The organism is Pseudomonas sp. Seg1 (genome assembly GCF_018326005.1).
GTDB lineage: Bacteria > Pseudomonadota > Gammaproteobacteria > Pseudomonadales > Pseudomonadaceae > Aquipseudomonas.
Genome location: NZ_AP021903.1, coordinates 3,510,471 through 3,533,842, shown reverse-complemented (window position 1 = coordinate 3,533,842; position 23,372 = coordinate 3,510,471). Strand labels below are relative to the sequence as shown.

The window sequence follows — 23,372 nt, the reverse complement described above, 5'->3', positions numbered from 1 at the left end:
TGGAAGCCATCAAACAACAAAGATCGACAGGGAGTCATCGATGTCATTCACCGAACCCGCAGGACGACAGGGCAGCGCCGAATTTCGCTGGGCGCAGGACGCCAGCGAATCCTGGCTGGCGCAAGCCGCGACGATCGACGCCGAAGTCGCGCAATACTTTCTGGTCAGCGCCCGCTGCGGTTGCTTCATGCAAGCCGCGCGCAGTCTCAATGTGCGTTCGACCTTGTTGCGCAAGCAACTGGCGCAGCTTGAGCAAACCCTGCAACACACCTTGTTCAGCTTTCAGGGCAGCGCCCTGAGCCTGACCCGCGAAGGCCAGCAACTGCAGGCCAAACTGGTCGCCCTGGCCAACGAACGCAAACTGCCGGTGGTCGAGCAGCCGTTGATACGTCTGGCCGTCGCCGAATCGATCCTGCATGACATCCTCGGCCGTGACTTGATCGCCCTGCTACGGCGCAACGCCAGCGTACGTCTGGAGATCATCGCCCTCGACAGCGAATTGTCCCTGCGTGCGGTCAGCGCCGACATCGTGCTGTGGCTCGCCCACGGCGACACCGCGCATCCCGGCCCGACCTTTGCCACCAGCGAACCGCAGCGTCTTGCGAGCCTGGCCTATCTGCCGCACATCGCCAAACGCTACTCCCGCGTTACCGCGCGCCCGGACAGCGCTGACGACCTCGCCGATTTCATGCTGGTGCAATGGCAGCACGATCGTCAGATCGACAGCTTCCGCCCATGGAACAACCTCGTCGAGCAACGCCTGGCCGGGGTGGTGCAGATGCAGTCTTACGAGCTGATGCTGGAAATGATCCGGTGCAGCGCTTGCATCGGCCTGCTGCCCATTTACATGAGCCGCTACGACCGTGGGTTGGTGGCATTGCCGGGGTTGTTCGAGGAGTCGATGCAGTTGCAGGCGTGGCTGGCGGTGAATGCCGAGTCGCAACATATCGCCGAAGTGCAGACGCTGGTGGAACTGATCCACCACACCTTCAACGAACGCCAGGAATGGTTCCAGAGCTGACCTTATTCCCTCTACGCCGACATTCCCTTGTAGGAGTGAGCCTGCTCGCGATAGCGGTGTGTCAGATTAATCAATTTCGACTGATACACCGCTATCGCGAGCAGGCTCGCTCCTACAAATATGTACCTATGGCAGACAACGTGTTGATCGGTTTAGAGTGGGCGGCCACACATCGATCACGGACCGATCCGCCATGCCCGAGCACACCCCCGCCATTCATATCGAGCGCTTCAACGAATCCCACGTCGAGGGCATCACCGCGCTGTACAACGATCCGGCGGTGACCCGGCAGGTGTTGCAAATGCCGTTTCAAGCCACCGAAATCTGGCGCAAGCGACTGATGCCGGACAACGAGCGCGTGGTGCAACTGGTGGCGCTGCACCAGGGCGTGGTGATCGGCAATCTGGGGCTGGAAAACTATTCGCGGATTCGCCGCAGCCACGCCGGCAACGTCGGCATGGCCGTTGCGGTGGCGTGGCAAGGCAAGGGTGTGGGCTCGGCCTTGCTGGCAGCGGCGCTGGACGTCGCCGACAACTGGATGAATCTGCACCGCGTCGAGCTGTCGGTGTACGCCGATAACGAGGCGGCCATCGGTCTCTATCGCAAGTTCGGTTTCGAGACCGAAGGTCTGTTTCGCGACTACGCGGTGCGCGACGGGCATTGGGTCGACACCCTGAGCATGGCCCGTCTGCGCAACCGTCCCAAAGCCTGAGTCAGTCGCCCAGCGCGAACGCCACCGCCGACTGCGCGTGCAGCTCGGTGGTGTCGAGCAAGGGCAGGGCGCTGTGTTCGGGTTTGATCAGCAGGCCGATTTCCGTGCAGCCGAGAATGATCGCCTGGGCGCCACGCGCCGTCAGCGACTCGATCACCTGTTGGTAGATCTTGCGGGATGCCTCGCTGATCACCCCGACACACAGCTCGTCGTAGATGATCCGGTGCACCTGCTGGCGTTCAGCATCATCGGGCACCAATACCGTCAAACCCTGGGCAATCAGGCGCTGCTTGAGAAAGTCTTGTTCCATGGTAAATGCCGTACCGAGCAAGCCGACCGTTCGCGCGTCAATTGCAATCGCAGCGTGCGCGGCCGGTTCAGCAATGTGCAGGAACGGAATGCTGATCGCAGCCTGAATCTGCTCGGCGACCTTGTGCATGGTGTTGGTACACAGCACGACGCATTCGGCGCCGCCGGCCTCAAGCCTGCGCGCGGCATCCACCAGAATCGCCGCCGCGTCTTCCCAGCGCCCGGCATGCTGGGCTTGTTCGACCGGGCCGAAATCGACGCTGTACATCAGCACTTGTGCCGAGCGCAATGGGCCGAGACGATCACGGACCTGTTGATTGATGAGTCGATAGTATTCGGCGCTGGACTCCCAGCTCATGCCGCCGATCATGCCGATGGTGCGCATTGGACTTCCCTTGGTGATGAAGGTTGGGCTTGGGCAGAGTGTCCATTTGTTCGCAAGCGCATGCCAGTGCCAGGCAAACTGTACCGTTGATCCTTTTGCAAAGTGTCCCGGTGCCGGGTTCTGAGGTTTAACGTACGCCGGCGCTTCGATCTGTCACTATCGGAGAACGCAGGCTCACCGAGGAACGTACCGATGAACGACGTACAACAGCTGGGCGAAATGCTTCGTCACTATGCCGAGAGTGAAGCGCACAAGAAGCAATTGTTCGAAACGCAGTCACAGACCTGGGCAACCCGCATCAGCGAACTGTTCAGCCATATCCAGCAATGGCTGGAGCCGGTGCAGGCACCGAATCTGCTGGAAGTGAGCCGCGAGGCGTATGTCGCTTTCGGCCCGAGCACCCCGGTAGAGACTTCGACCTTCAAGACTGAAAAGCTGAGCATCGTGATCGCCGGCAAACCGGTGGAGTTCGTGCCCGACGTGATGGGCAGCGCGGGCCAGATTTCGCTGGCGGTGATGGGCCTGACGGCGGCGCGCTACGGCAGTATTTCGCTGGTGGGGTTGCCGAACGGCGAGTGGCAGTGGCGCAAGACCAATGGGCTGAAGGATCCGGATACCTTTGTGTTTGATGCGGATTTTCTGGCGCAGCAACTGCAGAGCCTGATTCCTCGCGACCGTAATTAAGATCAAGAACTTACCCCCTCACCCCAACCCTCTCCCCCAAGGGGGAGAGGGGGAAAGGGAGCTGATCTTCGTGGTTTTCAAAGCCTGAGTCTGGCTCGAAATTCAAGGGAGCAGACCTTCGTGATTTCCAGAACCTGAACCCGACTCGGTTTCTCGGGTCGGTGTACCTCGAAAGTACACCACGGTCAGTGCCCTCTCCCTCTGGGAGAGGGCTAGAGTGAGGGCCACTCAACTGACACCCCTCACATATCCAGGTTGACCCACCCCGGTTTCGCCACCTCCGGCGCCACAGCCTTCACGGTTTTACCCGTGGCCAGCTCAACCCGCCGCGCCACCTCCGGATCATCGGCAAACGGCACCATGCTCGCATCCTCCAGACTCTGCGCGGTCTCCCGCCGCAGGCAGTACTCCACCGCCAGCCACAGAAAAACCACCCCCAACACATTGAAGAAAATATCCATATTAACCGGCTCCCTGTCTCAGGCGATCTGCGCTTCACGGTGGGCGATGGCCACATCCGCGACGCGCACTGTGCGCCAGACGTTGTAAGCCATCAGCAACATGCCGCTGAGGAAGAACACCCCGCCGGCAAAACGCACGATGAACCCCGGATGACTGGCCTGCAGTGCCTCGACAAACGAGTAAGTCAGCGTGCCGTCTTCGTTGATCGCCCGCCACATCAGGCCTTGGGTGATGCCGTTGACCCACATCGAGGCGATGTAGAGCACCGTGCCAATGGTCGCCAGCCAGAAGTGCAGGTTGATCAGCGGCGTGCTGTACATCTGCTCGCGGCCAAAGACCTTGGGCACCATGTGATAGGTCGCGCCGAAGGTGATCATCGCCACCCAGCCGAGCGCGCCGGCGTGGACGTGGCCGATGGTCCAGTCGGTGTAGTGGGAGAGGGCGTTGACGGTCTTGATCGCCATCATCGGCCCCTCGAACGTAGACATGCCGTAGAACGCCAGCGACAGCACGAGGAAGCGCAGGATCGGGTCGGTGCGCAATTTATGCCAGGCGCCGGACAAGGTCATCATGCCGTTGATCATGCCGCCCCAGCTCGGCGCCAGCAGGATCAGCGACATCGCCATGCCCAGCGATTGCGCCCAGTCCGGCAGCGCGGTGTAGTGCAAATGGTGCGGGCCGGCCCAGATGTACAGGGTGATCAGCGCCCAGAAATGCACGATCGACAACCGGTACGAATACACCGGCCGGTTCACCTGTTTCGGCACGAAGTAATACATCATCCCGAGGAACCCGGTGGTCAGGAAGAAGCCCACCGCGTTATGTCCGTACCACCACTGCACCATGGCGTCGGTGGCGCCGGAATACACCGGATACGACTTGAACCAGTCCACCGGAATCGATAGGTGATTGACCACGTGCAACATGGCGATCACCAGAATGAACGCGCCGAAAAACCAGTTGCCGACGTAGATGTGTTTGGTCTTGCGCTGCACCACGGTGGTGAAAAACACGATGGCGTAAGCGACCCAGACCACAGCCATCCACACGGCGCCGGAGAATTCGATCTCGGCGTATTCCTTGGTGGTGGTGTAGCCCATCGGCAGGGTGATCAGCATGATCACGATCACCGATTGCCAGCCCCAGAAGGTGAACGCGGCAAGTTTGTCCGAGTACAGCCGCACCTGGCAGGTGCGCTGCACCGCGTAGTAACTGGCGGCGAATTGCGCGCTGCCGGCAAAGCCGAAAATCACCAGGCTGGTGTGCAAGGGCCGCAAGCGACCGAAGGTGGTCCACGGCAAGTCCAGATTCATCTCCGGCCATACCAGTTGCGAGGCGATCCATACCCCCATCGCCATGCCCACGACACCCCAGAAAACCGTCGCGATAACGAATTGGCGGACGACCTTGTAGTTATAAGCCTGTCCGATTGTTGCTGTGCTCATGGTCAGTTCATCCACGGTTGCAAAGTCTTGCCAGGCCACCCGGTCTGGCATGGGTTGCACTGTAGAAACCCCACCGGAAACAAAACAGGCTCAGGAATCTTTCATTTATGCGGATCAGATTGAGGTGCTGCCTGCGGCGTTCTGCCGCGTCCTGATACGGTTTTTATCGTTTCAGGTGAATCTGTTGCGTGCTGCGCCGTAGTGCCATAGTCCTCGCAAAATCTGTAGGAGTGAGCCTGCTCGCGATTGCGGTGTGTCAGACAACAGAGATGTCGACTGACACACCGCAATCGCGAGCAGGCTCACTCCTACAGGAATTGTGTGCGTCCTGATGAGGTGGCAGTTGCATGTACCAATACGATGATTACGACCGCGCACTGGTGTTTGAGCGCGTTGCGCAGTTTCGCGATCAGGTCGAGCGTTTCATGGCCGGGGAATTGAGCGAAGAAGAGTTTCTGCCGCTGCGTCTGCAAAACGGCCTGTACATGCAAAAGCATGCGTACATGCTGCGCGTAGCGATTCCCTACGGCACGCTAAGCGCCGAACAGATGCGCACCCTTGCGAGCATCGCCGCTGATTACGACCGTGGCTACGGCCACTTCACCACGCGGCAGAACATGCAGTTCAACTGGATCGAACTCGCGGAGGTGCCGGACATTCTCGAACGTCTGGCCCAGGTCAACATGCATGCGATCCAGACCTCCGGCAACTGCGTGCGCAATATCACCACCGAAGCGTTTGCCGGCGTCGCGGCGGACGAGATGATCGACCCGCGACCGCTGGCGGAGATCCTGCGGCAGTGGTCGACGATCAACCCGGAATTCCTCTTCCTGCCACGCAAATTCAAGATCGCCATCTGCTCGGCGAAGCAGGATCGCGCGGCGATCATGATGCACGACATTGGCCTGTACCTTTACCCCGGCCGCGACGGCCAGATGCTCCTGCGAGTGATCGTCGGTGGCGGATTGGGGCGCACGCCGATCCTCGGTTTGCAGATTCGCGAAGGGCTGCCGTGGCAGCATCTGTTGTCGTATGTCGAAGCGGTGCTGCGGGTCTACAACCGCCACGGCCGGCGCGACAACAAGTACAAGGCGCGGATCAAGATTCTGGTCAAGGCGTTGGGCATTGAGGCGTTTGCCAAAGAAGTGGAAGAAGAATGGCAGCACCTCAAGGACGGTCCGGCGCAGCTCACCGATGGCGAATATCAGCGGGTTGCCAGCGCCTTCGTTCCGCCGACCTATCGGACGTTGCCGGATACCGATCTGGACTTCGGCACGCGCCTCGCCGAGAGCCCGGCGTTCGCCCGTTGGGTGGCGCGCAACGTGCAGCCGCACAAGGTGCCGGGTTACACCAGCGTGGTCCTGTCGACCAAGCCGGGCGGGGTATCGCCGCCGGGCGACGTCACCGGGTTGCAGATGCTGGCAGTCGCCGACTGGTCGGAGCGTTTCGGCTTCGGCGAGATCCGCATTGCCCATGAACAGAACATCGTCCTGCCGGATGTGCCGAAAGCCGATCTGTATGCCTTGTGGCAACTGGCGTGCGAGCGAAATCTGGGCAGCGCCAACGTTGGCTTGCTGACCGACATCATTGCCTGCCCTGGCGGCGACTTCTGCGCGCTGGCCAATGCCAAATCGATCCCGATTGCCCAAGCGATTCAGGCGCGTTTCGACAACCTCGACTATCTGCACGATCTGGGCGACATCAGCCTGAACATCTCCGGCTGCATGAATGCCTGCGGCCATCACCACATCGGCAATATCGGCATCCTTGGCGTCGACAAGAACGGCAGCGAGTGGTACCAGATCACCCTCGGCGGCGCGCAGGGCAAGCACAGCGCACTGGGCAAAGTCATTGGTCCGTCGTTCAGCGCGGCCGAAGTACCGCAGGTCATCGAGCGGATCATCGGCACCTTTGTGCGCTACCGCGAGAGTGAGGAGTTGTTTGTCGATACCTTGGCGCGGATTGGCCTGGAACCGTTCAAGGAGCGGGTGTATCCGAAAGCACTGGAGGTCTCGGCATGAATAATCTGCTGCGGCTGGAGCAGGGCGTAGCGCGGATGGTGGCGGATGATCCGTGGACATTGATTCGTGAACCATCAACGCCGCGCCCCGCAGGACTTTTGATTCTGCCGCTGGCTCACTGGCTGGAAGCGCCGTCGACCCACGCTGTGTGGTTGGGGCCGGACGATGAAGTCGAAAGCCTTATTCCGTGGTTGGCCTCGCTGCCCCTGATTGCCCTCGACTTCCCGAGTTTTCGCGACGGCCGCGCTTACAGTCAGGCGTATTTGCTGCGCAGTCGTTTCGGCTGGACAGGGGAGTTGCGCGCGATTGGCGATGTGCTGCGCGATCAACTCAGCCACATGCGCCAGTGTGGCTTCGACAGTTTTGCCGTGCGCGAGGACAAATCGGCTGAGGATGCGCTGAAGGGGTTGGCGGGAATGAGCGTGCTGTACGGCCGCTCAGTCATCGAACCACGTCCGCTATTCCGCCGACGCTGAGTACGGGATTTACTCCCTCTGGTGTGTAACGTTGTGGTGAGGGGATTTAGCGAAACGTCGCACCGCCCCGATGGGCTGCGCAGCGGCCCCTGAACATGCCAATTGGCTCTCGCAGCTCAACCGCGTCCGCCGGGTTTGCGACTGCTGCGCAGCCGATCGGGGATAAATCCCCTCGCCACAGGGTGTTACGCATGCAGGGGAAACCCTTACAACCTTCGCCGATCAGGCATTTTCCCTTGGGTCGATGATGGCCTTTTGTTAGAGTCGCCGTCGCCAGCGGGTTTTCGGCTGGACGATGGAACCGAAGAAGGGAGTCTGATCAGTGAGTCCGGGCAAGAAAATCCTCGGCCTCACAGCGTTTCTTTTGCTGCTGACGCTGTGGGCCAGTTACTTTTATGTATTCAAGGAAAACCGCGACGGCCAACTCGGCGGTGCGGGCGAAAGCACAGCGTGGTGCGGCACTCCGCCGACCAACGAAGCGGCGTTGCTGGGCAAGGATCAGTTGACCTTGCGCGTCACCAACAACCTGCGCGGCGAGTTCATGCTCAGCGGTTCGCTGGTGGTTTCCGAACGCACGTTCAACCGTTATGACCTGAGCCGCAACGAACTGCGCCTGCGTCTGGAACCGTTGCAGTGGACCTACGGCGCCACGCCGATCTTCCTTGAACAGGTCAAGGTGCAGCCACTGAGCCGCAACCTCTCGGCCACCAACAAAAGTGCTTACGCGGAACTGGAGCCACGCCCGATCGGCGTTCAGGGCCAGGTCAGCGAATTCCCGTTCGATACCTACCGTTATGGCTATAAACCGGTGCTCTATTACCTCAAGGGCAGCGAACGCATCGACCTGCGCTTCAAGAACATCACCACGCTGATGGAGATGTCCAATACCTTCACACCGATCCAGAAGTACAACCGCGTCGACTACATCAACGAAAAAACCTCGATGATCCGCGACGAAGACTACAAGGCCTACGGCCCGCACGAATGCGCGTTCAGCGTCGAGCGCAAAGGTTCGTTCAAGGTGGTCGTGCTGATGCTTCTGCTGGTGCTGTGCCTGCCGTTGATGCTGGTGTTCTATCGTGACGCGCCTGGGATCGACTTCCTGGCCACGCTGGTCGGCGTTGCCGTGGTGCGAGGGTTGTTGATCGGGCCGGTGCAGGACTTCCAGCTATACAACATCGACTTCCTGTTTGGCGCGGCGATTCTGATGGTCGGGACGGTGTCGCTGATCAAGGCGATGCGCATCCACAGCCGACGCGAAATCGCCCTGCGCAGCGGCGAATCTTCCTGGTAAAACCTGAACCCTATAGGAGCTGCCGCAGGCTGCGGCAGCTCCTATAGGGGGTAGTGGATTACTTCAGGGCGGGATCGCCCATGTTCATTTTCTTCCAGCCCTGCAGCAGCACTTGCGCCTTCGGCTCCTTGCCGTTCTCAAGGTAATACTGCATCAACGACAGCCGCGCATTGCGATTCGCCGGTTGCACCTTGAGCAGTCCCTCCAGCACCTCACACGCCTCATCAACCTTGCCACTGTCGTGCAGCGCCACCGCCAGCACATACCCGTATTGCGCGTTCTGCGGCTCCAGTTGCGCAGCTTTGTGCAGGGCAGTCATGGCCTCGGCGGTTTTGCCGGCGCGGATCAGCGACAGGCCGCGGGTGTGCTGCAACAGGGCCGCGTCCGGATGCTGCTTGAGACTGTCGTTGAGCAGCTGTTGTGCTTCCTGACCACGCCCATTGGCCTCCAGCCATTGCACCAGCGTCACCAGCGCCGGGTAGAAATCCGGGTCGCGTTTCAGGGCGCTGCGCAGCAGACCTTCAACCTCCGAACTGCGACCACTGGCCTGATAGAGCATCGCCAGGTTCAGATTGGCCTCGGCGCGTTCCGCCAGACTCTTCTGCACCGTTTCGTACTCGGCGATCGCCGTGTCCCAGTTGGCTTGCGCTGCACCCAACGTATTGTTGTGCGCGACACTCAGCAGATCTCTGGCCGCGACAATGCGCACGGCTTTCACCGGGTCAGCCAACAGCGGCGACAACAACAGCGCCCGCTCCGGCGGTGGCAGAAACGCGCTGATCGCTCGCACAGCACTTTCTCGTACCTGCGGCGCCGGGTTCTTCAGGTCCTGGGTTGCCAGTTTCAGCGCTTGTTCACTGGGGTACAGCGGCAGTTCCGCGAGCAACGTGGCGCGCTGAATCGCTGGCAGATTGCTGCGCTGCAATTGCGCGTACAACGCGTCGGCAGCGCCGGGATGGCCGTTGCGGATCAGCCACAGGCTTTCGTCATAACGCGGGGCTTGCGGGGCAGTGGAGGCGTTCCACAACTTGAACTGCGCGGTGACCTTATCGCCAGCCTTGCCCTGATGACAGGTCAGACAGGCGTCCGGCGTGCCAAGCTTTTGCGCACGTTCCGGATCGGGAATGCTGAAACTGTGGTCATGCCGGAAGTCATTGCCCATGTAGAACTTGCCGGGCATGTGGCAATCGACACATTGCGAACCGGGTTGGCCCATGGTGTGACGGGTGTGTTCGATGGAGTCGTAGTTCTTCGCTTGCAAGCCTTTGCCGTCGACCCCTTCGACCGCGGTCTTGCCGGCGGTGTTATGACATTGCAGGCACACCGCGTTGCCCGGTGCTTTCAGTTCGGTGCTGTGCGGGTTGTGGCAATTGCTGCAACGCACACCCTTGTCGAACATCTTGCTTTGCAGGAATGAACCGTGTTCGAACACTTCATCCTTGATCTTGCCGTCCAGTGCATACAGCTCGCGGGTGAGGGTGCTCGGCAGGTAATCGTCCATCAGGCGTTTGCCGACGGTGTAGCCATCGCCCAGCGGCGCACGGCGCGCGTGGCAACGGGCGCAGGTTTCGATTTCTACGGTGGCGTTCTTGTCCTTGAGGTTGACATCGAAACCGGCGTGGATCAGGTCGGTTTTTTTCTGCGTCCATTCCAGATGATTTGATGCCGGGCCATGGCAGGCCTGACAGCCAACGCCGAGGCTGTTCCACTGACTGTTGAACGTGTTGCTGGCCGCATCGAAATTGCGCTTGTAACCGGTGGTGTGGCACTCGACGCACATGAAGTTGGCGTTCTGGCTTGGCTTGCTCCAGTGCAGCGGATTCTTGAAGTTGACGCCTTGGCCAGCATACAGATGAAACCAGCGGTTCTTCTCGGTATCCCAGGCAACGCCGAGCGCTTGCAGGCGTCCTTCGCCGACTTCGATCAGGTATTGCTGCAGCGGGGCGATGCCGAAGGTGTAGGCGACTTTGAAGTCGGCATTCTTGCCGTCGATGCCGGGCGTGTTGACCCAGAACTCATCGCCCTTGCGCGTAAACCGCGTGGTTTCCTTTTCAGCGTTGAACGTCACGTTACTGAAGTCGCCGAGCATCGTTTCGGCCGTCGCCGGTTGCATCGCCAACTGGTGGTGCGAGCCTTGCCAGTCCTTGACCTGTTCGGTGTGGCAGCCCTGGCACTGTTGCTCATCGACCATCGTTGCCGGTTGGCTCGCAATCACCGTCTGCGGTTTCGCGGGCGGGGCGACGGGCGTGCTGAGCGGGACTGGTTTTATCGGCGGCGGAGCTGGGCTGAACAGAAACCAGCCGATGCCCGCCACGGCGGCCAAGAGGACGCCGATGGTGATGGGGAACAAGTAGCGGGAAAGTGCGGATGGAGACGAATCAGGGTCAGGTTGTACGGTTTTATTTTTATGCTTGGGCATTGCGACTTCCGTAGTCCAGGTGCATTTGCCGTCTGGCGTGCGTTCAAGCTCGGTGCAGCTTTGCCGGATGCCCGGCGTCTGTCAAATGACACGTGTGAGGCGCCGCGCAGTCTTGCATGAATTTTGTGATTTCGAATCGCAATTGCCGAGGTTTTGGCTATACCTGTAGCACCCCCTCAAGCAATACATTCAGGCCTTCTGACAGGAGTTACAGCATGAAGCTAGCAGTAATGATGGGCACGCTCTGCATCGCCACCCTCGGCGTGGTCGGCTGCTCGAGCAAAACCGTTGCTCCCGATGAATACTCCGGGTTTCTCAAGGACTACAGCCAGCTCAAGGAGGCCAAGTCGCCGTCCGGCGCCGAAGTGATGCGCTGGATCGATCCGAAAGTCGATATCAACAAATTCACCAGCGTCTATATCGAACCGACCCAGCTCTATCCAAAACCGCAACCGACCACGAAGATTCCGCAGCAGACCCTCAACGGCATCACCAGCTATTACGATCAGGCACTCAAACGCGAAATCGGCAAGTCGCTGCCACTGGCCGCCGGTCCTGGCCCAGGGGTGATCGTGGTGCGTGCGGCAATCACTGCGGTGAGCAGCAAGACCGAAGGCCTCAAGCCTTACGAAGTCATTCCGATTGCGCTGGTGGCAGCAGCGGTCAGTACCGCTAGCGGCATCCGCGATCAGGAAACCACCCTGGCCACCGAAGCGGTATTCCTCGACGGCGGCAACAACAAAGTCGTCGCCCAGGTGGTGCGCAAAGGTACCGGTAAACCACTGGAAAACGATTCGCAAGTGATGAAAGCCAATGACGTCAAAGGCGTGATCGATGGCTGGGCTTCGGACTTGCATCAGTCCTACCTCAAACTCAAGGCGAAGTAAGATCCGGCAGCGGGATCGTTCAGGGTGAGCGATCCCGCGTGCGGCCTCAGAACTCGGCTCTGGCCCTGCGGTTGTAGTAGCTGAGCAGCCCATCGTAACTGCGGCCGACCGTGTAGAAGTCGTCGCGCAGGCGCTGCGGTGGGGCGTGTTCCTGCCAGTCCTTGTGCAGAGTGTTCAACGCCTGTAGATAGACGGTCGACGGCTTGCCGATGTACAACCACAGATCCCGTGCCGCGTCAGTCTTGGTCTGGAAACCGCCACTCGTTTGCGCGACAAGAAAGGGTTCCCGACGATCCCAGGCTTGTTGCAGTTTTGCCGTGGTGTCGGCCAGCAGTTGCGGAGTCAGCGTGCGGTTTTTCATGGCTGCATCGAGCAAATCGATGGTCTCTCGCGCCTGGATCATATAGGCCAGCAAATACCAGTGGATGTCCTTGCCCACGCGTTCTTCCAGGCGCTTCAACTGTTCGGGTCGCTGCGCGGCATCGAGGGGCAACAGGCTTTCTCTCAGTGCGATTGAAGCGCTGTTGTAACTGTCTGCCACGGGCGGAATAAAAACATTTTCGACAATGAGGGCCGCGGCATTCTGTGTCCCGGTGACAAAGCTCGCTTCCCGGTCAAACCGGCCGCTTGGTATCGTCATCGCCACCTGGTCCAGCGCGCGAGCGTAGGCATTTGCCGTTTGTGCCAGTTCCGGCTGATACGCCAACAGCTCGAGCTTTTCAGCGAGACGCCTGGAGCACAGGTCACGCTGGATGTCGCGCACATTGTGCGCATCGCTGTCTTCAAAATCGCTGAGGCTGCGCAACCATTGCTCGGTGATCTGCCGAGGTGGCTGTGGGGTCTTGTAGAGGTCATAAGCCACGCGCCATTGCACGTCGACCCGATTAATGCAGGCAATCAGCGGGCTCAAGGCATTGGCTTGGGCGGTGACCGGCGCATCGCGTTGATCGAGCCAGAGGTCGAGTTGGGAGAAGGGGCGACTGGCGCCGGTCAAACCCATGACGACGATACCGATCACCAGACCGATCGGGAACAGCAGTTTGGTATTCATGGGTGCGCCTCCTTGCCGTACCACTGTTCAACGGTTGCCGGTGCGCTGCATTCAGCGGTGGTCGCCGGCATGCGACTGCACAAGCGTTCGGTCCAGGGTTGCAGCCCCTGGTTGCGCTTGACCGTGCCTTGGCTGCCGATCACATTGATCACGCCGAGCACAACGATCAACAGCATGGTCGCGAGGGTCGTCAGACAGACTTTCAGCAGCGGGTTGGTCTGTTCCCAGGAAACGTGTGGCTTGACCTGCCGCCGACGTATCAGCCCGAAAGTCGCCAACGTCGTGGCGTACACTACGCCGGCGATCGGGCCGAAAAACCAGCTCAACCCGGCCACCATCAGTGCACAGGGAATCAGATCGCGCAGGACCCCGAACGGCGGTGACTCAGCGGCGAAACCCAGGCAAAGCCGCGCACTGAGCCGGTCATCCAGCACCCACCAGCGATGGGCAAAATTATGCACCAGCCAATTGAGCCCGGCGCCGATCACTGCAAACACCACCGTTGTGATCATGACGATATTGATCAGCCCGCTGAGACGCAGACCCTGCGGGATGAAGTGGGTAAATGCGCCGATCAGGCAGGCCAGCACGACGCCCACGTAGGTTGGCCAGTCGTTGAAACGGGTTTCCCAATCGCGCCAGAAGAACGCGGTGCCGCCGGGCATGTCCGCCCAGATCTCGGGCGTGTTGGCGTACAGCGCTGAACTCAACTGTCGGCACTGAGCCCAGTCCTCCTCGTGCAGGCGCCGGGCCAGGGCGCGGCGCTGACTGAACGGGCCGCTGCCGAGCAACAGGCGTGCGGCGCGGTGTTGCGGCGTGGCGAGCGGTTCCTGGGCGAGCTGGCGCTGTCGCGCCAGAAAAATCGGCGCCTCATGGCGCGCGACCAGTCGTTTCCATTCGCTTTCGGGGCAGCGGTTCGACGGGCCTGCGTGCCAGCCCTGGCCGGCGCAAACCTGCTCGAAAATGTGCGCAGACCAGTAACGGCTGTCCAGCAGCAACTGACTCAAAAAGCGGTTGAACCATTGTCGGTGCACTTCGCCTTCAAGCCAGAGGACGTTGACGCGATCCTGGTAAGCCTGCAAAAAAGCTTCACTGTCTTGCTGCTCAAGTGCATCGCACAGGGGCTGGGTGACGCGCTCACGCTGTTGAGCCAGCAGCAGTTCAACGGATTCTTCGTCCAGCTCAAGGCGTTGCCAGGCACTGAACCAGTGATACTGCTGCACCGCCCAATCCACCAGCGGCCCGGACGATTGCGGTTGTTCGATGCAATGCTGCAACAGGGTTTCTTCGAGGATGTGCGCACACCCTTGCTCGACGGCGAGTGCGTGACGCTGGCGCAGTTCTTCGAGGCTGATACCGTCCAGCGAGCGCGTGACCAGTTGCAGGGCATCGGCTTCGACCACGGTCAGGCCGGTCAAGTCCCATTGGCTGGCGTCAGGCTCGGGGGCTTCACGGTCTGCGTGGAACTGTGCCCATTCCTTGTCATTGAGGGCTTGTTCATACGCATCGCGCAGGCGCTGAAACCCCTCCGGATCTTCGTCCGGACGGGTTTTTTTGAGCAGGGCGGCGTATTGGCGTTTGATACTGCGCGTATCGGCGTCGGCCGAAAGGCCAAGGACGGTCCAGCAACTCATTGCGTGTACAACTCCATGAAAACCTGCGACGCGGTCCAGTGGTGGCAATTTGATTTTGCGCACCCTACCTGTTTCGCGTCGAAAAGTCCTCAGTCGCCGTTCAGTTACCGATAAACCAGCGGAAATACGGATTGCCGCCGTCACCGCGCATCACTTCGCGGATATCACGACCCCAGGCATCACGATCGCCGTCATAGGCATGCAGACTCGCCCGATAGAACTGCATCAGACGCTGCCGATGCGCTGCCATCCGCTCATTGAAACCGGCGTCGGCGTTCAACAGTGGCGGCGCCTGATACAGATCGAGCAGCGCTGGCAGTACACGGGTGATTTCCTTGGCTCGCACCCACGGCGCGTACTCGATGCGCGGTTGATCGTCGGTGACCGCCGCAGCGCTGGCGGCGAAACGTTCCAGACCTTTACGGTCAGTGACCCAGGTCGAAAGCAGGGCGGCGGCCGAGCCGATGCCGACATCCTGCAAAGTGCCGCGCACGCTGTCCTGCTGGAAGCGCGCGGTAATTTTCGCCACGTCCAGTTCAATCGGCTGCATCGAACCGACCAGCAACATTTCGTGGAATTCGCTGGTCCAGAGGTTCGCGTAGGGGAAGACGTCGAGGAAACTGCGCACCAGCGAGCGCGAGTCATCGATGTTCTGCGTCGGCAGCGGCAGCCATTGCGCGACCAGGCCTTGGGATTGCAAGCGACTGGCGGCCAACTGGTAGAAATCCCGCGAATACAGGTTGACCACACCGGCCGCCGACGGCGGTGGCGGTTCGAGGGTGATCAGATCGTAAGTCTGTTCGCTGCGCAGCAGTTCCTGGCGCCCGTCGCGCAGACGCACTTCGACGCCGGGATCACTGGCCGCATTGAAATTGCCGTTGAACAGCGGCGCAGCATTGACCACCGCCGGCAGCAACTCGGCGACCACGCGATGCTCCAGCCCCGGATAACGCAGCATGGCGCCGGCGGTAATACCGGTGCCGAAGCCGATCACCAGTGTCGAACGCGGTTCGCCGTTATGAATCAACAGCGGCAGCAGCGCTTGAATGCGCATGTAGCGCAGCGACGGCATGGCATCGCCGGTGTTGGAAACCCCCTGGATGTATAAACGGTGGAAGGTGTTCTCGCCTTTGCCTTGGGCGACCACTGCCACGGTTCCGCCGCGACCTTCTTGATAAAACGCCAGCGTACCGCTGCGTGCGCCGGGTAATAGATTGGCGATCTTGTTGACCGGTGTCAGCACAGCGAACAGCACCGAGACCAGACCCAGCGCCACTACCGCCTGCCGCCGGCCTTTCTTCACACCGTGGCCCTTGCGCACCGCGAAGTAACCGACCGCCGCCGCGATGATCGCCAACAGGCCCAGGGTGCGCACCAGCCCCAGCAGCGGGATCAGCACAAAGCCGCAGAGCATCACGCCGATAATTCCGCCCAGCGTGTTGAACGCCACCACGGCGCCGACGCCACGGCCGATCCGCTCGTGGCCGACACTCAGGCGCAAGGCCAGCGGAAATGCCGCGCCGAGCAGCAGCGTCGGCACAAACACGATGCTCAACGCCGCGACGGCAAAACGCGCACTCATGCCCGCCAGTTCGCTGGCGCCCAGACTTAGCAACCACGTCTCGGCCTGGGTCTGTGCCAGTACCAGCCAGCGGCCTAGCAGGGCGATTTCCACCAGCGCGATCAGTCCGGCACCGGCAATCAACAAACCGAACACGCCCCACGGATCACGAATGCGCTCGACGCGACGGGCGAGCAGGGCGCTGCCGATAAACAGCCCGGTCAGGTAAGTCGCCAGCACCACGGCGAAGGCATAGGTGCGGGTGCTCATGAACTGCACGATTGATTGCGACCAGACCACTTCATACCCGAGCGCCACGCCACCGGCGATGGAGTACAGCCACAACGCGGTGCGGTCGGCGGCTTTCTCGCTGTGATGTTTGACCGGCGCTTCAACCGCTGTCGGCTGGCGGCGCTGCCAGGCCAGTGCAGCGGCTGCAGCGAGCAGATTGAGCATCGCCGCAAACAACGCACTGCCGCGCACGCCAAGAGTGGCGATCAGCACGAACGCGGCGAGCAACGTGCCGACTATCGCTCCAAGGGTATTGGCCGCATACAACTGCCCACCGGCCTTGCCCGCATCAGTCGCCAGCGCGCGCACCAGCACCGGGAGGGTGCCGCCCATCAATACGGCGGGGATGTCGACCAGTGCAAACGGCAAAAGCCAGGCCAGCAAGCCGACGTGACCCTGTAGCCAGGCAAACGGACTGGCCGCCAGGCTCATGGCCACGGTCGCGCCGACACCCAATATCGCTACCAACACTTCCAGCCCGGCATACAGCAGCACCGGTTGTTGCAGGCGATCGGCCCAACGCCCGAATAACCAGCCACCGATGGCCAGCCCGGCGAAAAACGCGCTGATGCCAGTGGTGATCGCGTATACCTCGACACCGACCACCAGCGACAGCTGCTTGATCCACAGCACCTGATAGACCAGCGCGGCGGCGCCGGAAATGCACAGCAGCAGAGCAGGAATCAACAGCGCCGGCGAAGCGGTATGCGAAGCGGGTATGGCCGACGGCTTGCTGGCGATACGTGAGGACATTGCGGTTGCCTTGTTCCAGTTCAAAAATAACTGCGACTGTACCGGCCAATCGCTGGCAAGCCAGCTCCCACAGGGATCTTTGGTGAACACATCTTTTGTGAACAACCACAATACCTGTGGGAGCTGGCTTGCCAAAGGGACCTTTGGTGAACACATCTTTTGTGAACAGCCACAATACCTGTGGGAGCTGGCTTGCCAGCGATTGGGGCCAATACGGTCCCAGATCAAAAACAGGTCCGCCCGCCGGTGAGGGCGGGCGGCGGTCGAGCGTCTTACTGTGCAGTCGGTGCCGCTTTCATTTTTTCAGCGATTTTCGCGTCAACCGCAGCACGGATCTGGTCGATGCTGAAGCTGGCCGGTTTCTGGCTCGGTGGATATTCAATGAAGGTTTGCAGGAACGCTGCCGATTTCTGGACCGCTTGCGCAGCGAGGTAAACGTTCTTGGTCTGCCAATCGTAGTACTGATCGGAAACCACGTCGGCACGCTCGTACGGGTCCATTCTCAGGTTGAGGATTTTCGGTACGCGCAGGCACACGAACGGTTCACTCCAGACGCGGAAACCACCTGGTTCGCGTTGCTCGCAGAACACCACTTTCCAGTTGTCGAAGCGCATCGATACCAGCACGCCGTCGTCGTTGAAGTAGTAGAACTCCTTGCGCTCGCCTTTAGGCTGTTGGCCGGTCAGGTATGGCAATTGGTTGAACCCGTCCAGGTGCACCTTGAAGTTGGTCCCGCCAGCCGTTGGCGCCCAGCCCTTGAGCAGCTTGCCTTTGACGTCGGCATCACCCGCCGCCGCGAGCAGGGTCGGGAACCAGTCCATCCCCGAAAACAGCTCGTTGGACACTTCAGCCGGTTTGATCTTGCCCGGCCAGCGAATCATCGCCGGCACCCGATACGCACCTTCCCAGTTGGAGTTCTTCTCGTTGCGGAACGGCGTGGTCGCCGCGTCCGGCCAGGAGAACTGGTTCGGGCCGTTGTCGGTGGTGTAGACGACGATGGTGTTGTCGGCGATTTTCAGGTCATCGATGGTTTTCAGCAGTTTGCCGACGTCGGCGTCGTGCTCAAGCATGCCATCGGCGTATTCGTTGCCGGGCATGCCGCTCTGGCCCTTCATCGAATCACGTACGTGGGTGAACACGTGCATGCGCGTCGTGTTCATCCAGACGAAGAACGGCTTGTCCGCCTTGGCCTGTTTCTCGATGAACGCCTGAGCGGCGGCGGTGGTTTCGTCGTCGATGGTTTCCATGCGCTTGGTGGTCAGCGCACCGGTGTCTTCGATCTTGCCATCGGCGAAGCTGTGGATCACGCCACGCGGGGTGTTGGCCTTGACGAACTCGGCATCGTCTTTTGGCCAATACGGACGTTCAGGCTCTTCCTCGGCGTTGAGGTGATACAGGTTGCCGAAGAACTCGTCGAAACCGTGGTTGGTCGGCAGGTATTCATCCTTGTCGCCCAAGTGGTTCTTGCCGAATTGCCCGGTGGCGTAACCCAGGCCCTTGAGCGCCTGGGCGATGGTGATGTCACGTTTTTGCAGGCCCACCGGTGCGCCCGGAATGCCGACTTTCGACAGACCGGTACGCAATGGCGTTTGTCCGGTAATGAAAGAAGAACGGCCGGCGGTGCAGCTGTTCTCCGCATAGTAGTCGGTGAACATCATGCCTTCTTTGGCGATGCGGTCGATGTTCGGCGTCTTGTAGCCGACCACACCCATCGAATAGGCACTGATGTTGGTCTGGCCGATGTCGTCGCCGAAGATCACCAGAATGTTGGGTTTTTCAGCCGCTGTGGCGGTTGCCGACAGCGCCATCACCGAGGTTGCCACCAGGGCGAGTTTCGGTAGCCACTTGCGTATGCGAGTCATCTGACTTGCTCCTTTTGCGCGGGGGTGTCGCTTGCTGCGACTTACGTTTACTGCGGTCCTGCGTCACGTTTTTTCTTATTGCACTTGCTCGGTTGCCGGTGGATCGAACGGGTAGATGCGGCGCCATTCGCTCGCCATGTCCACCACGGTCCAGCCACGGGAATTCGCTTCATCGAGGGCCTTGTCGAGCCGGCCTATATCGGATTTACGGTCGTAGGCCCATTCGCGTTTCGCGTCAGTGTGATGCACCAGGCCCATGAAACGTTTGCCCGGCCCTGCCGCCGTCCACTGGAGCATTTGCAGGTCACCGTCGGAATTGCCGAAGGCCAGAATCGGGCGTTTGCCGATCACCGCGTCGATGCTTTCCGGTTTGCCGGGACCGTCGTCGTTGTGCGCCAGTTTTTGTGTGCGCACGATGGAGGCCTTGCCGTCCTTGAACTGGAACGCAGTGACGAACGTAGTGCCGATCACCTGTTCCGGCGGGATGCCGTAGACCTTCTCGGCGAAGGCGCGCATGAACGCGGTGTCGCCGCCGGAGACGATGTAGGTCTTGAAGTCCTGGCTGCGCAGGTAGTCGAGCATTTCCAGCATCGGCTGGAAGATCATTTCGGTGTACGGCTTACCGGTTTTCGGATGGCGCGCCTGGCTCAGCCAGGTCTTGGCGTAATCATCGAAGGCCTCCGTGGTCATGCCAGTGTGGGTGGCGCCGAAGATCTTCAGGATGCCGTCCATGCCCGCCGCAGCGAGCGCCTTGTGGTCGTTTTCGATCACGGCCTTGAACGGTTGGGTGGTTTTCCATTCCGGGTGTTGCGGTGCATTGCGCTTGACCTCGTCGAGGGCGAACAGCAGCTCGAAATACATCGGCTGCTCGCTCCACAGGGTGCCGTCGTTATCGAACACGGCAATTCGCTCGGCGGGTTTGACGAAGTCCTTGCTTGATTGGTCGGTCACGGTCTGAACGAACTCGATGATGCTCTTCTTCGCCGGGCCATCGTTCCACGACGGCAGCGGTTCGTTGGCCTGAGCCAGCAGCGGTAAAGCGAGGCCGAACAACAGGGCCAGGCCGAAACGTTGGCGGTGCAGCATCGGGTTGATCATGAGAAGTCCTTGTCGTGAACGGGGTTGAGCGGGCGCAGGGCCGAGGTGGATTTCTGTGGCTGTGGTTCGACCTGAGCGTGAAGCGTAGTCAACGATTGGCGCAGTTGAACCAGGGTTTTTTCAGTGGCCGGATCGCGACCGTAAAGTCCGCGCAGCAACCCTTGCAGGCGCGGCCCGGCATCGACCAGCTTCAGACCCAGGTGACTGCGCCGCAGCCACAGATACAACGCGCTTAACTGGGCAGGCCTGGCTTCGAGTTGCGGATTGATTTGTTGCCAGGCGTAGTCCGGCGATTGCAGCCACTCGGCGTGCCGTGCCTGTTTGCGCACTTGCATGGCGCGCCAGGCGTGAGTGAGCGGCTCACGGCTCAGATAACCGAGCGCTACGATTGCCATGAGAGCGAATAGCCACAGCAGCCAAGGCGTGGAGAAGTGCACGCGGTTCTGGCTCAGTTGTTTGAGATCTTCAGTGATCGAGAACACTGGTTTGTAGGCGCTGTTCGCCGCTGCGTCGAAAGTCACTGCGGGTACTTGTGCGGTACGCAATTGACGAGTGCCTGCATCCCACCATTTCACTTCGATGGCCGGCAGAGAGTAAGAACCCGCGCTGTCGATGCGATAGGTCGCACTGTCGATACGCTGACCGCCGAGGATGTCGCCGCGACCGTCATCAAGGCTGGTGACCTGCGGCGCTTTCGCATAACGATTGAGGCCGGCGACATCGCCCAGCGTGGGGATCGGCAGGGCCATCGCCAGTGTGCCGTCGGCTTGCAGGGTCAGTTGGCGGGTGATGCTGTCACCCATTTTCAGCGGCGTGGCCGATTTGATGGTGGTTTGGCTGAAGCGCACGGCGGTTGCCACCAACGGCACTTCACCGGGTTTGAAGCCGGGCGGCTGGGCGGCGCTGAATTGCAACGGTTGGGTCTGAGCGCTGATTTCGCTGGTCGCCTGAGCGGGTGTGGCGCGCACGGTCAGCGCTGGAATGTCGAAGCGGCGGGCGACGTTCGGGGTGAGCAGGTAGCTGTAGCGCATGCCGTTGAAGGCTTGGCCGTCGATGGTTTGATTGAGGTGCTGCGCCTGGCCATCGGGTGGCATCACCAGTACGCCGTCGAGTTTGAGGTCGGGCAGGGTGGCGGCACTGGTGAACCAGGTGTCGGTGAGGACGTCGACTTGCAGTTCGATCAGGCCACCGACCATGGCGCCTGCGGCGGGTTGCAGGTGGGCCTGGACTTTGAGTTGGGGTTCGGCGGCAAAAGCATTGAGGCTGAACAGGCTGATCAGCAACAGGATGCAGAGTTTTCTGGCGACTGACCTGGTCTCATCGCTGGCAAGCCAGCTCCCACAGGGTTTTGCAGTGTGAACAAGATATTTAAATCCACAGGAGATCCCTGTGGGAGCTGGCTTGCCAGCGATGGCCGCGACCGGGTTCATGGCCTGGCCCCCGCCTGATCCTGCAAGCTGAACTTCTGCTTGAGAAACTTCGCCGGGGAGGTCGTGAGATTCTGCAACCACAGCGCATCCGATGTCGCCTGCTCGGTCTCGACCGCTTTGCTCTGGCCCTTGCCCGGGGCCTTGTCGAATTTCACCTCATCCGGCTTGGTCTCTGGCGCATTCTTTTCGGCGCTGTCGGTGTCTTTCAGCAGCGCTCGCGCCAAGGCCAGGTTGGCCGTGGCTTCGTGGAGCTGCGGTTGCAGTTTCAACGCCTGCGTGTAGGCGGCAATCGCCTGATCGAACTTGAAGCGCCGCACGTAAATGTTGCCCAGATAGAAATACGCCTGCGGCGTGTCCAGCCGCGCGAACGTCGCCAGTGCGAGGTCATAATCCGCCGCGTGGTAAGCCGCAACGCCTTTCCAGTACGGGTCGACAAACAGTGCAGCGGCCTGCGGCAAATGCCCATGCTCGAACGCCCAGCGACCCTGCTGATCACGGGTGAAAAACGCATCGGTCAGCCCATTGGCTTGCGCCGGGGCTGCCGGCCAGCCGAGGCCCACGGCGAGCGCCACCGCCGGCATCCAGTTGACGCTCCAGCCCTTGCGCACGCTGAATAGCGCCAACAACAGCAGCGGCCAGCACAGCCAGTAACCGGCGTCTTTCCAGTGCAGTTCGCGCTGTTCGGCCCTGGCGCTCTGGAAGTGCTGTTGCGCGTGCAGTTCGATCCAGTCCAGATCATCGTTGTTGAGGGTCAGGCTGCCGAGCGGTGCATCCAGTGTCGACGCCAGTTTTTTCAGTGCTGCAGGGTCGAAACCGCCCAGCGCCGGACGTCCGTTGGCATCGGTGCGCGGCTGGCCATTGGTGTCGCGAATGATGCCGCCATCCTCGTTGCCCACCGCGAGTACCAGTACTTGCAAGTCGCTGCCGTCGAGGTGTTTGGCGAGGCCATCCAGTTGCGCGGTATCGGCGCCGTCAGTGATCAGCAGCAGACTGCCCGGAGTTTTTTCGGCATCGAGCAGGCGTTTGGCCTGATCGATCACCGCGCCGACGTCCTTGCCCGGTTTGTCGATCAATCCCGTGCTCAACGCCTCAATGAAGGTCTCGAGCAGTGCCGGATCATCGGTCGGCGGCAAGACCAGATGCGCACTGCCGGCGTAAGCGATCAGCGCGGTGCGCGCCCCGGCGCGGCGCTGGATCAGGTCGTGCAGCTTGTGCTTGGCCGCTTCCAGTCGAGTCGGCTGCACATCGCTGGCATCCATCGACGGCGACAGATCCACTCCAACAATCAGCGGCGCGCGGTTTTCCAGAAAATCCGGACGATCCTGCTCCCACGTCGGCCCGGCGGCGGCGATCGCGCCGAGTATCAACACCGCACACAACAGATGCACCGGGCGCAGGCGTTGATTGTCCTGCGGAGTGACCAACAAATGCGGCAACAAATGCTCGGCGATATTGCTGCGCAGGCGTCGTTGCAGGTCGCGGGTACGGCGCCAGATCAGCGGCAGCAACGCGCCGAACAAAGCGAGCAGCAGCCACAGCGGGCGCAGGAAGTGGAAGTCACTGAGATTGATCTCCAT

General features: G+C 60.7%; 18 protein-coding genes. 7 read left to right on the top strand and 11 right to left on the bottom strand.

The features are described from left to right. Positions 1–40 precede the first annotated feature (40 nt). Positions 41–1,021, top strand: coding sequence for a LysR family transcriptional regulator (locus KI231_RS15565; RefSeq protein ID WP_103302167.1), 981 nt, complete (start codon positions 41–43; stop codon positions 1,019–1,021). Between the two features lie 193 nt (positions 1,022–1,214). Continuing rightward, positions 1,215–1,733 carry a GNAT family N-acetyltransferase gene (locus KI231_RS15560; protein ID WP_212808985.1) on the top strand — a complete coding sequence of 173 codons (519 nt, stop codon included), beginning with the start codon at positions 1,215–1,217 and terminating at the stop codon, positions 1,731–1,733. Between the two features lies 1 nt (position 1,734). Here the strand turns inward: KI231_RS15560 and KI231_RS15555 are convergent, their stop codons facing one another. Continuing rightward, positions 1,735–2,427, bottom strand: a complete 693-nt coding sequence (locus KI231_RS15555; protein WP_212808984.1) for an aspartate/glutamate racemase family protein — start codon at positions 2,425–2,427, stop codon at positions 1,735–1,737. 192 nt (positions 2,428–2,619) lie between these two features. Here KI231_RS15555 and KI231_RS15550 point away from each other — a divergent pair, with 192 nt between their 5' ends. Next, positions 2,620–3,111, top strand: a complete 492-nt coding sequence (locus KI231_RS15550; RefSeq protein ID WP_212808983.1) for a hypothetical protein — start codon at positions 2,620–2,622, stop codon at positions 3,109–3,111. Positions 3,112–3,353: 242 nt separating this feature from the next. Here KI231_RS15550 and KI231_RS15545 read toward each other — a convergent pair whose 3' ends face one another. Both KI231_RS15545 and ccoN read right to left on the bottom strand, forming a co-directional pair. After that, on the bottom strand, positions 3,354–3,572 hold the full coding sequence (locus KI231_RS15545; protein WP_212808982.1) for a cbb3-type cytochrome c oxidase subunit 3: 219 nt from the start codon (positions 3,570–3,572) through the stop codon (positions 3,354–3,356). Between the two features lie 18 nt (positions 3,573–3,590). After that, a complete protein-coding gene (ccoN, locus tag KI231_RS15540; RefSeq protein ID WP_212808981.1) occupies positions 3,591–5,018 on the bottom strand; it encodes a cytochrome-c oxidase, cbb3-type subunit I in 1,428 nt (475 codons plus the stop codon). 347 nt (positions 5,019–5,365) lie between these two features. On the opposite strand from ccoN, the gene nirA reads away from it, so the two are divergent. The 3 genes from nirA to KI231_RS15525 all read left to right on the top strand — a co-directional run bounded on the left by nirA (position 5,366) and on the right by KI231_RS15525 (position 8,809). After that, positions 5,366–7,039: a nitrite reductase NirA gene (nirA, locus tag KI231_RS15535; protein ID WP_212808980.1), complete on the top strand. Its 1,674-nt coding sequence runs from the start codon at positions 5,366–5,368 to the stop codon at positions 7,037–7,039. Next, positions 7,036–7,515 carry a DUF934 domain-containing protein gene (locus KI231_RS15530; protein WP_212808979.1) on the top strand — a complete coding sequence of 160 codons (480 nt, stop codon included), beginning with the start codon at positions 7,036–7,038 and terminating at the stop codon, positions 7,513–7,515. The genes nirA and KI231_RS15530 overlap by 4 nt, the downstream gene beginning before the upstream one ends. A gap of 322 nt (positions 7,516–7,837) precedes the next feature. Then, complete coding sequence (locus KI231_RS15525; RefSeq protein WP_212808978.1) at positions 7,838–8,809, top strand: hypothetical protein; 972 nt, start codon at positions 7,838–7,840, stop codon at positions 8,807–8,809. A 58-nt stretch (positions 8,810–8,867) separates the two neighbouring features. On the opposite strand, the gene KI231_RS15520 is transcribed toward KI231_RS15525, so the two are convergent. Further along, positions 8,868–11,228, bottom strand: coding sequence for a tetratricopeptide repeat protein (locus KI231_RS15520; RefSeq protein WP_212808977.1), 2,361 nt, complete (start codon positions 11,226–11,228; stop codon positions 8,868–8,870). Between the two features lie 215 nt (positions 11,229–11,443). On the opposite strand from KI231_RS15520, the gene KI231_RS15515 reads away from it, so the two are divergent. Then, positions 11,444–12,115, top strand: coding sequence for a DUF3313 domain-containing protein (locus KI231_RS15515; protein ID WP_103302159.1), 672 nt, complete (start codon positions 11,444–11,446; stop codon positions 12,113–12,115). 46 nt (positions 12,116–12,161) lie between these two features. Here KI231_RS15515 and KI231_RS15510 read toward each other — a convergent pair whose 3' ends face one another. The 7 genes from KI231_RS15510 to KI231_RS15480 all read right to left on the bottom strand — a co-directional run bounded on the left by KI231_RS15510 (position 12,162) and on the right by KI231_RS15480 (position 23,372). Beyond that, entirely contained in the window at positions 12,162–13,166 is a 1,005-nt protein-coding gene (locus tag KI231_RS15510) for a DUF3829 domain-containing protein (RefSeq protein WP_212808976.1), read from the bottom strand. Continuing rightward, positions 13,163–14,800 carry a J domain-containing protein gene (locus KI231_RS15505; protein WP_212808975.1) on the bottom strand — a complete coding sequence of 546 codons (1,638 nt, stop codon included), beginning with the start codon at positions 14,798–14,800 and terminating at the stop codon, positions 13,163–13,165. Before KI231_RS15505 ends, KI231_RS15510 begins: the two co-directional genes overlap by 4 nt. Positions 14,801–14,900: 100 nt before the next feature. Beyond that, entirely contained in the window at positions 14,901–17,405 is a 2,505-nt protein-coding gene (locus KI231_RS15500; RefSeq protein WP_212808974.1) for a fused MFS/spermidine synthase, read from the bottom strand. A 272-nt stretch (positions 17,406–17,677) separates the two neighbouring features. Continuing rightward, positions 17,678–19,267 carry an arylsulfatase gene (locus KI231_RS15495; protein WP_212808973.1) on the bottom strand — a complete coding sequence of 530 codons (1,590 nt, stop codon included), beginning with the start codon at positions 19,265–19,267 and terminating at the stop codon, positions 17,678–17,680. A gap of 75 nt (positions 19,268–19,342) precedes the next feature. Next, the gene (locus tag KI231_RS15490) at positions 19,343–20,365 is read right to left on the bottom strand and encodes an HAD family hydrolase (RefSeq protein WP_212808972.1); all 1,023 of its coding nucleotides are present in this window, start codon (positions 20,363–20,365) and stop codon (positions 19,343–19,345) included. Then, positions 20,362–21,795, bottom strand: a complete 1,434-nt coding sequence (locus KI231_RS15485) for a BatD family protein (protein WP_212808971.1) — start codon at positions 21,793–21,795, stop codon at positions 20,362–20,364. The genes KI231_RS15490 and KI231_RS15485 overlap by 4 nt, the downstream gene beginning before the upstream one ends. Then, a complete protein-coding gene (locus tag KI231_RS15480) occupies positions 21,792–23,372 on the bottom strand; it encodes a VWA domain-containing protein (RefSeq protein WP_212808970.1) in 1,581 nt (526 codons plus the stop codon). Before KI231_RS15480 ends, KI231_RS15485 begins: the two co-directional genes overlap by 4 nt.

Coding starts and splice junctions, on each gene's coding strand:
- KI231_RS15485 (WP_212808971.1), bottom strand. CDS start 21,795: ATGAACCCGGTCGCGGCCATCGCTGGCAAGCCAGCTCCCACAGGGATC.
- ccoN (WP_212808981.1), bottom strand. CDS start 5,018: ATGAGCACAGCAACAATCGGACAGGCTTATAACTACAAGGTCGTCCGC.
- nirA (WP_212808980.1), top strand. CDS start 5,366: ATGTACCAATACGATGATTACGACCGCGCACTGGTGTTTGAGCGCGTT.
- KI231_RS15550 (WP_212808983.1), top strand. CDS start 2,620: ATGAACGACGTACAACAGCTGGGCGAAATGCTTCGTCACTATGCCGAG.
- KI231_RS15560 (WP_212808985.1), top strand. CDS start 1,215: ATGCCCGAGCACACCCCCGCCATTCATATCGAGCGCTTCAACGAATCC.
- KI231_RS15510 (WP_212808976.1), bottom strand. CDS start 13,166: ATGAATACCAAACTGCTGTTCCCGATCGGTCTGGTGATCGGTATCGTC.
- KI231_RS15480 (WP_212808970.1), bottom strand. CDS start 23,372: ATGGAGATCAATCTCAGTGACTTCCACTTCCTGCGCCCGCTGTGGCTG.
- KI231_RS15505 (WP_212808975.1), bottom strand. CDS start 14,800: ATGAGTTGCTGGACCGTCCTTGGCCTTTCGGCCGACGCCGATACGCGC.
- KI231_RS15490 (WP_212808972.1), bottom strand. CDS start 20,365: ATGATCAACCCGATGCTGCACCGCCAACGTTTCGGCCTGGCCCTGTTG.
- KI231_RS15495 (WP_212808973.1), bottom strand. CDS start 19,267: ATGACTCGCATACGCAAGTGGCTACCGAAACTCGCCCTGGTGGCAACC.
- KI231_RS15515 (WP_103302159.1), top strand. CDS start 11,444: ATGAAGCTAGCAGTAATGATGGGCACGCTCTGCATCGCCACCCTCGGC.
- KI231_RS15555 (WP_212808984.1), bottom strand. CDS start 2,427: ATGCGCACCATCGGCATGATCGGCGGCATGAGCTGGGAGTCCAGCGCC.
- KI231_RS15530 (WP_212808979.1), top strand. CDS start 7,036: ATGAATAATCTGCTGCGGCTGGAGCAGGGCGTAGCGCGGATGGTGGCG.
- KI231_RS15545 (WP_212808982.1), bottom strand. CDS start 3,572: ATGGATATTTTCTTCAATGTGTTGGGGGTGGTTTTTCTGTGGCTGGCG.
- KI231_RS15500 (WP_212808974.1), bottom strand. CDS start 17,405: ATGTCCTCACGTATCGCCAGCAAGCCGTCGGCCATACCCGCTTCGCAT.
- KI231_RS15520 (WP_212808977.1), bottom strand. CDS start 11,228: ATGCCCAAGCATAAAAATAAAACCGTACAACCTGACCCTGATTCGTCT.
- KI231_RS15565 (WP_103302167.1), top strand. CDS start 41: ATGTCATTCACCGAACCCGCAGGACGACAGGGCAGCGCCGAATTTCGC.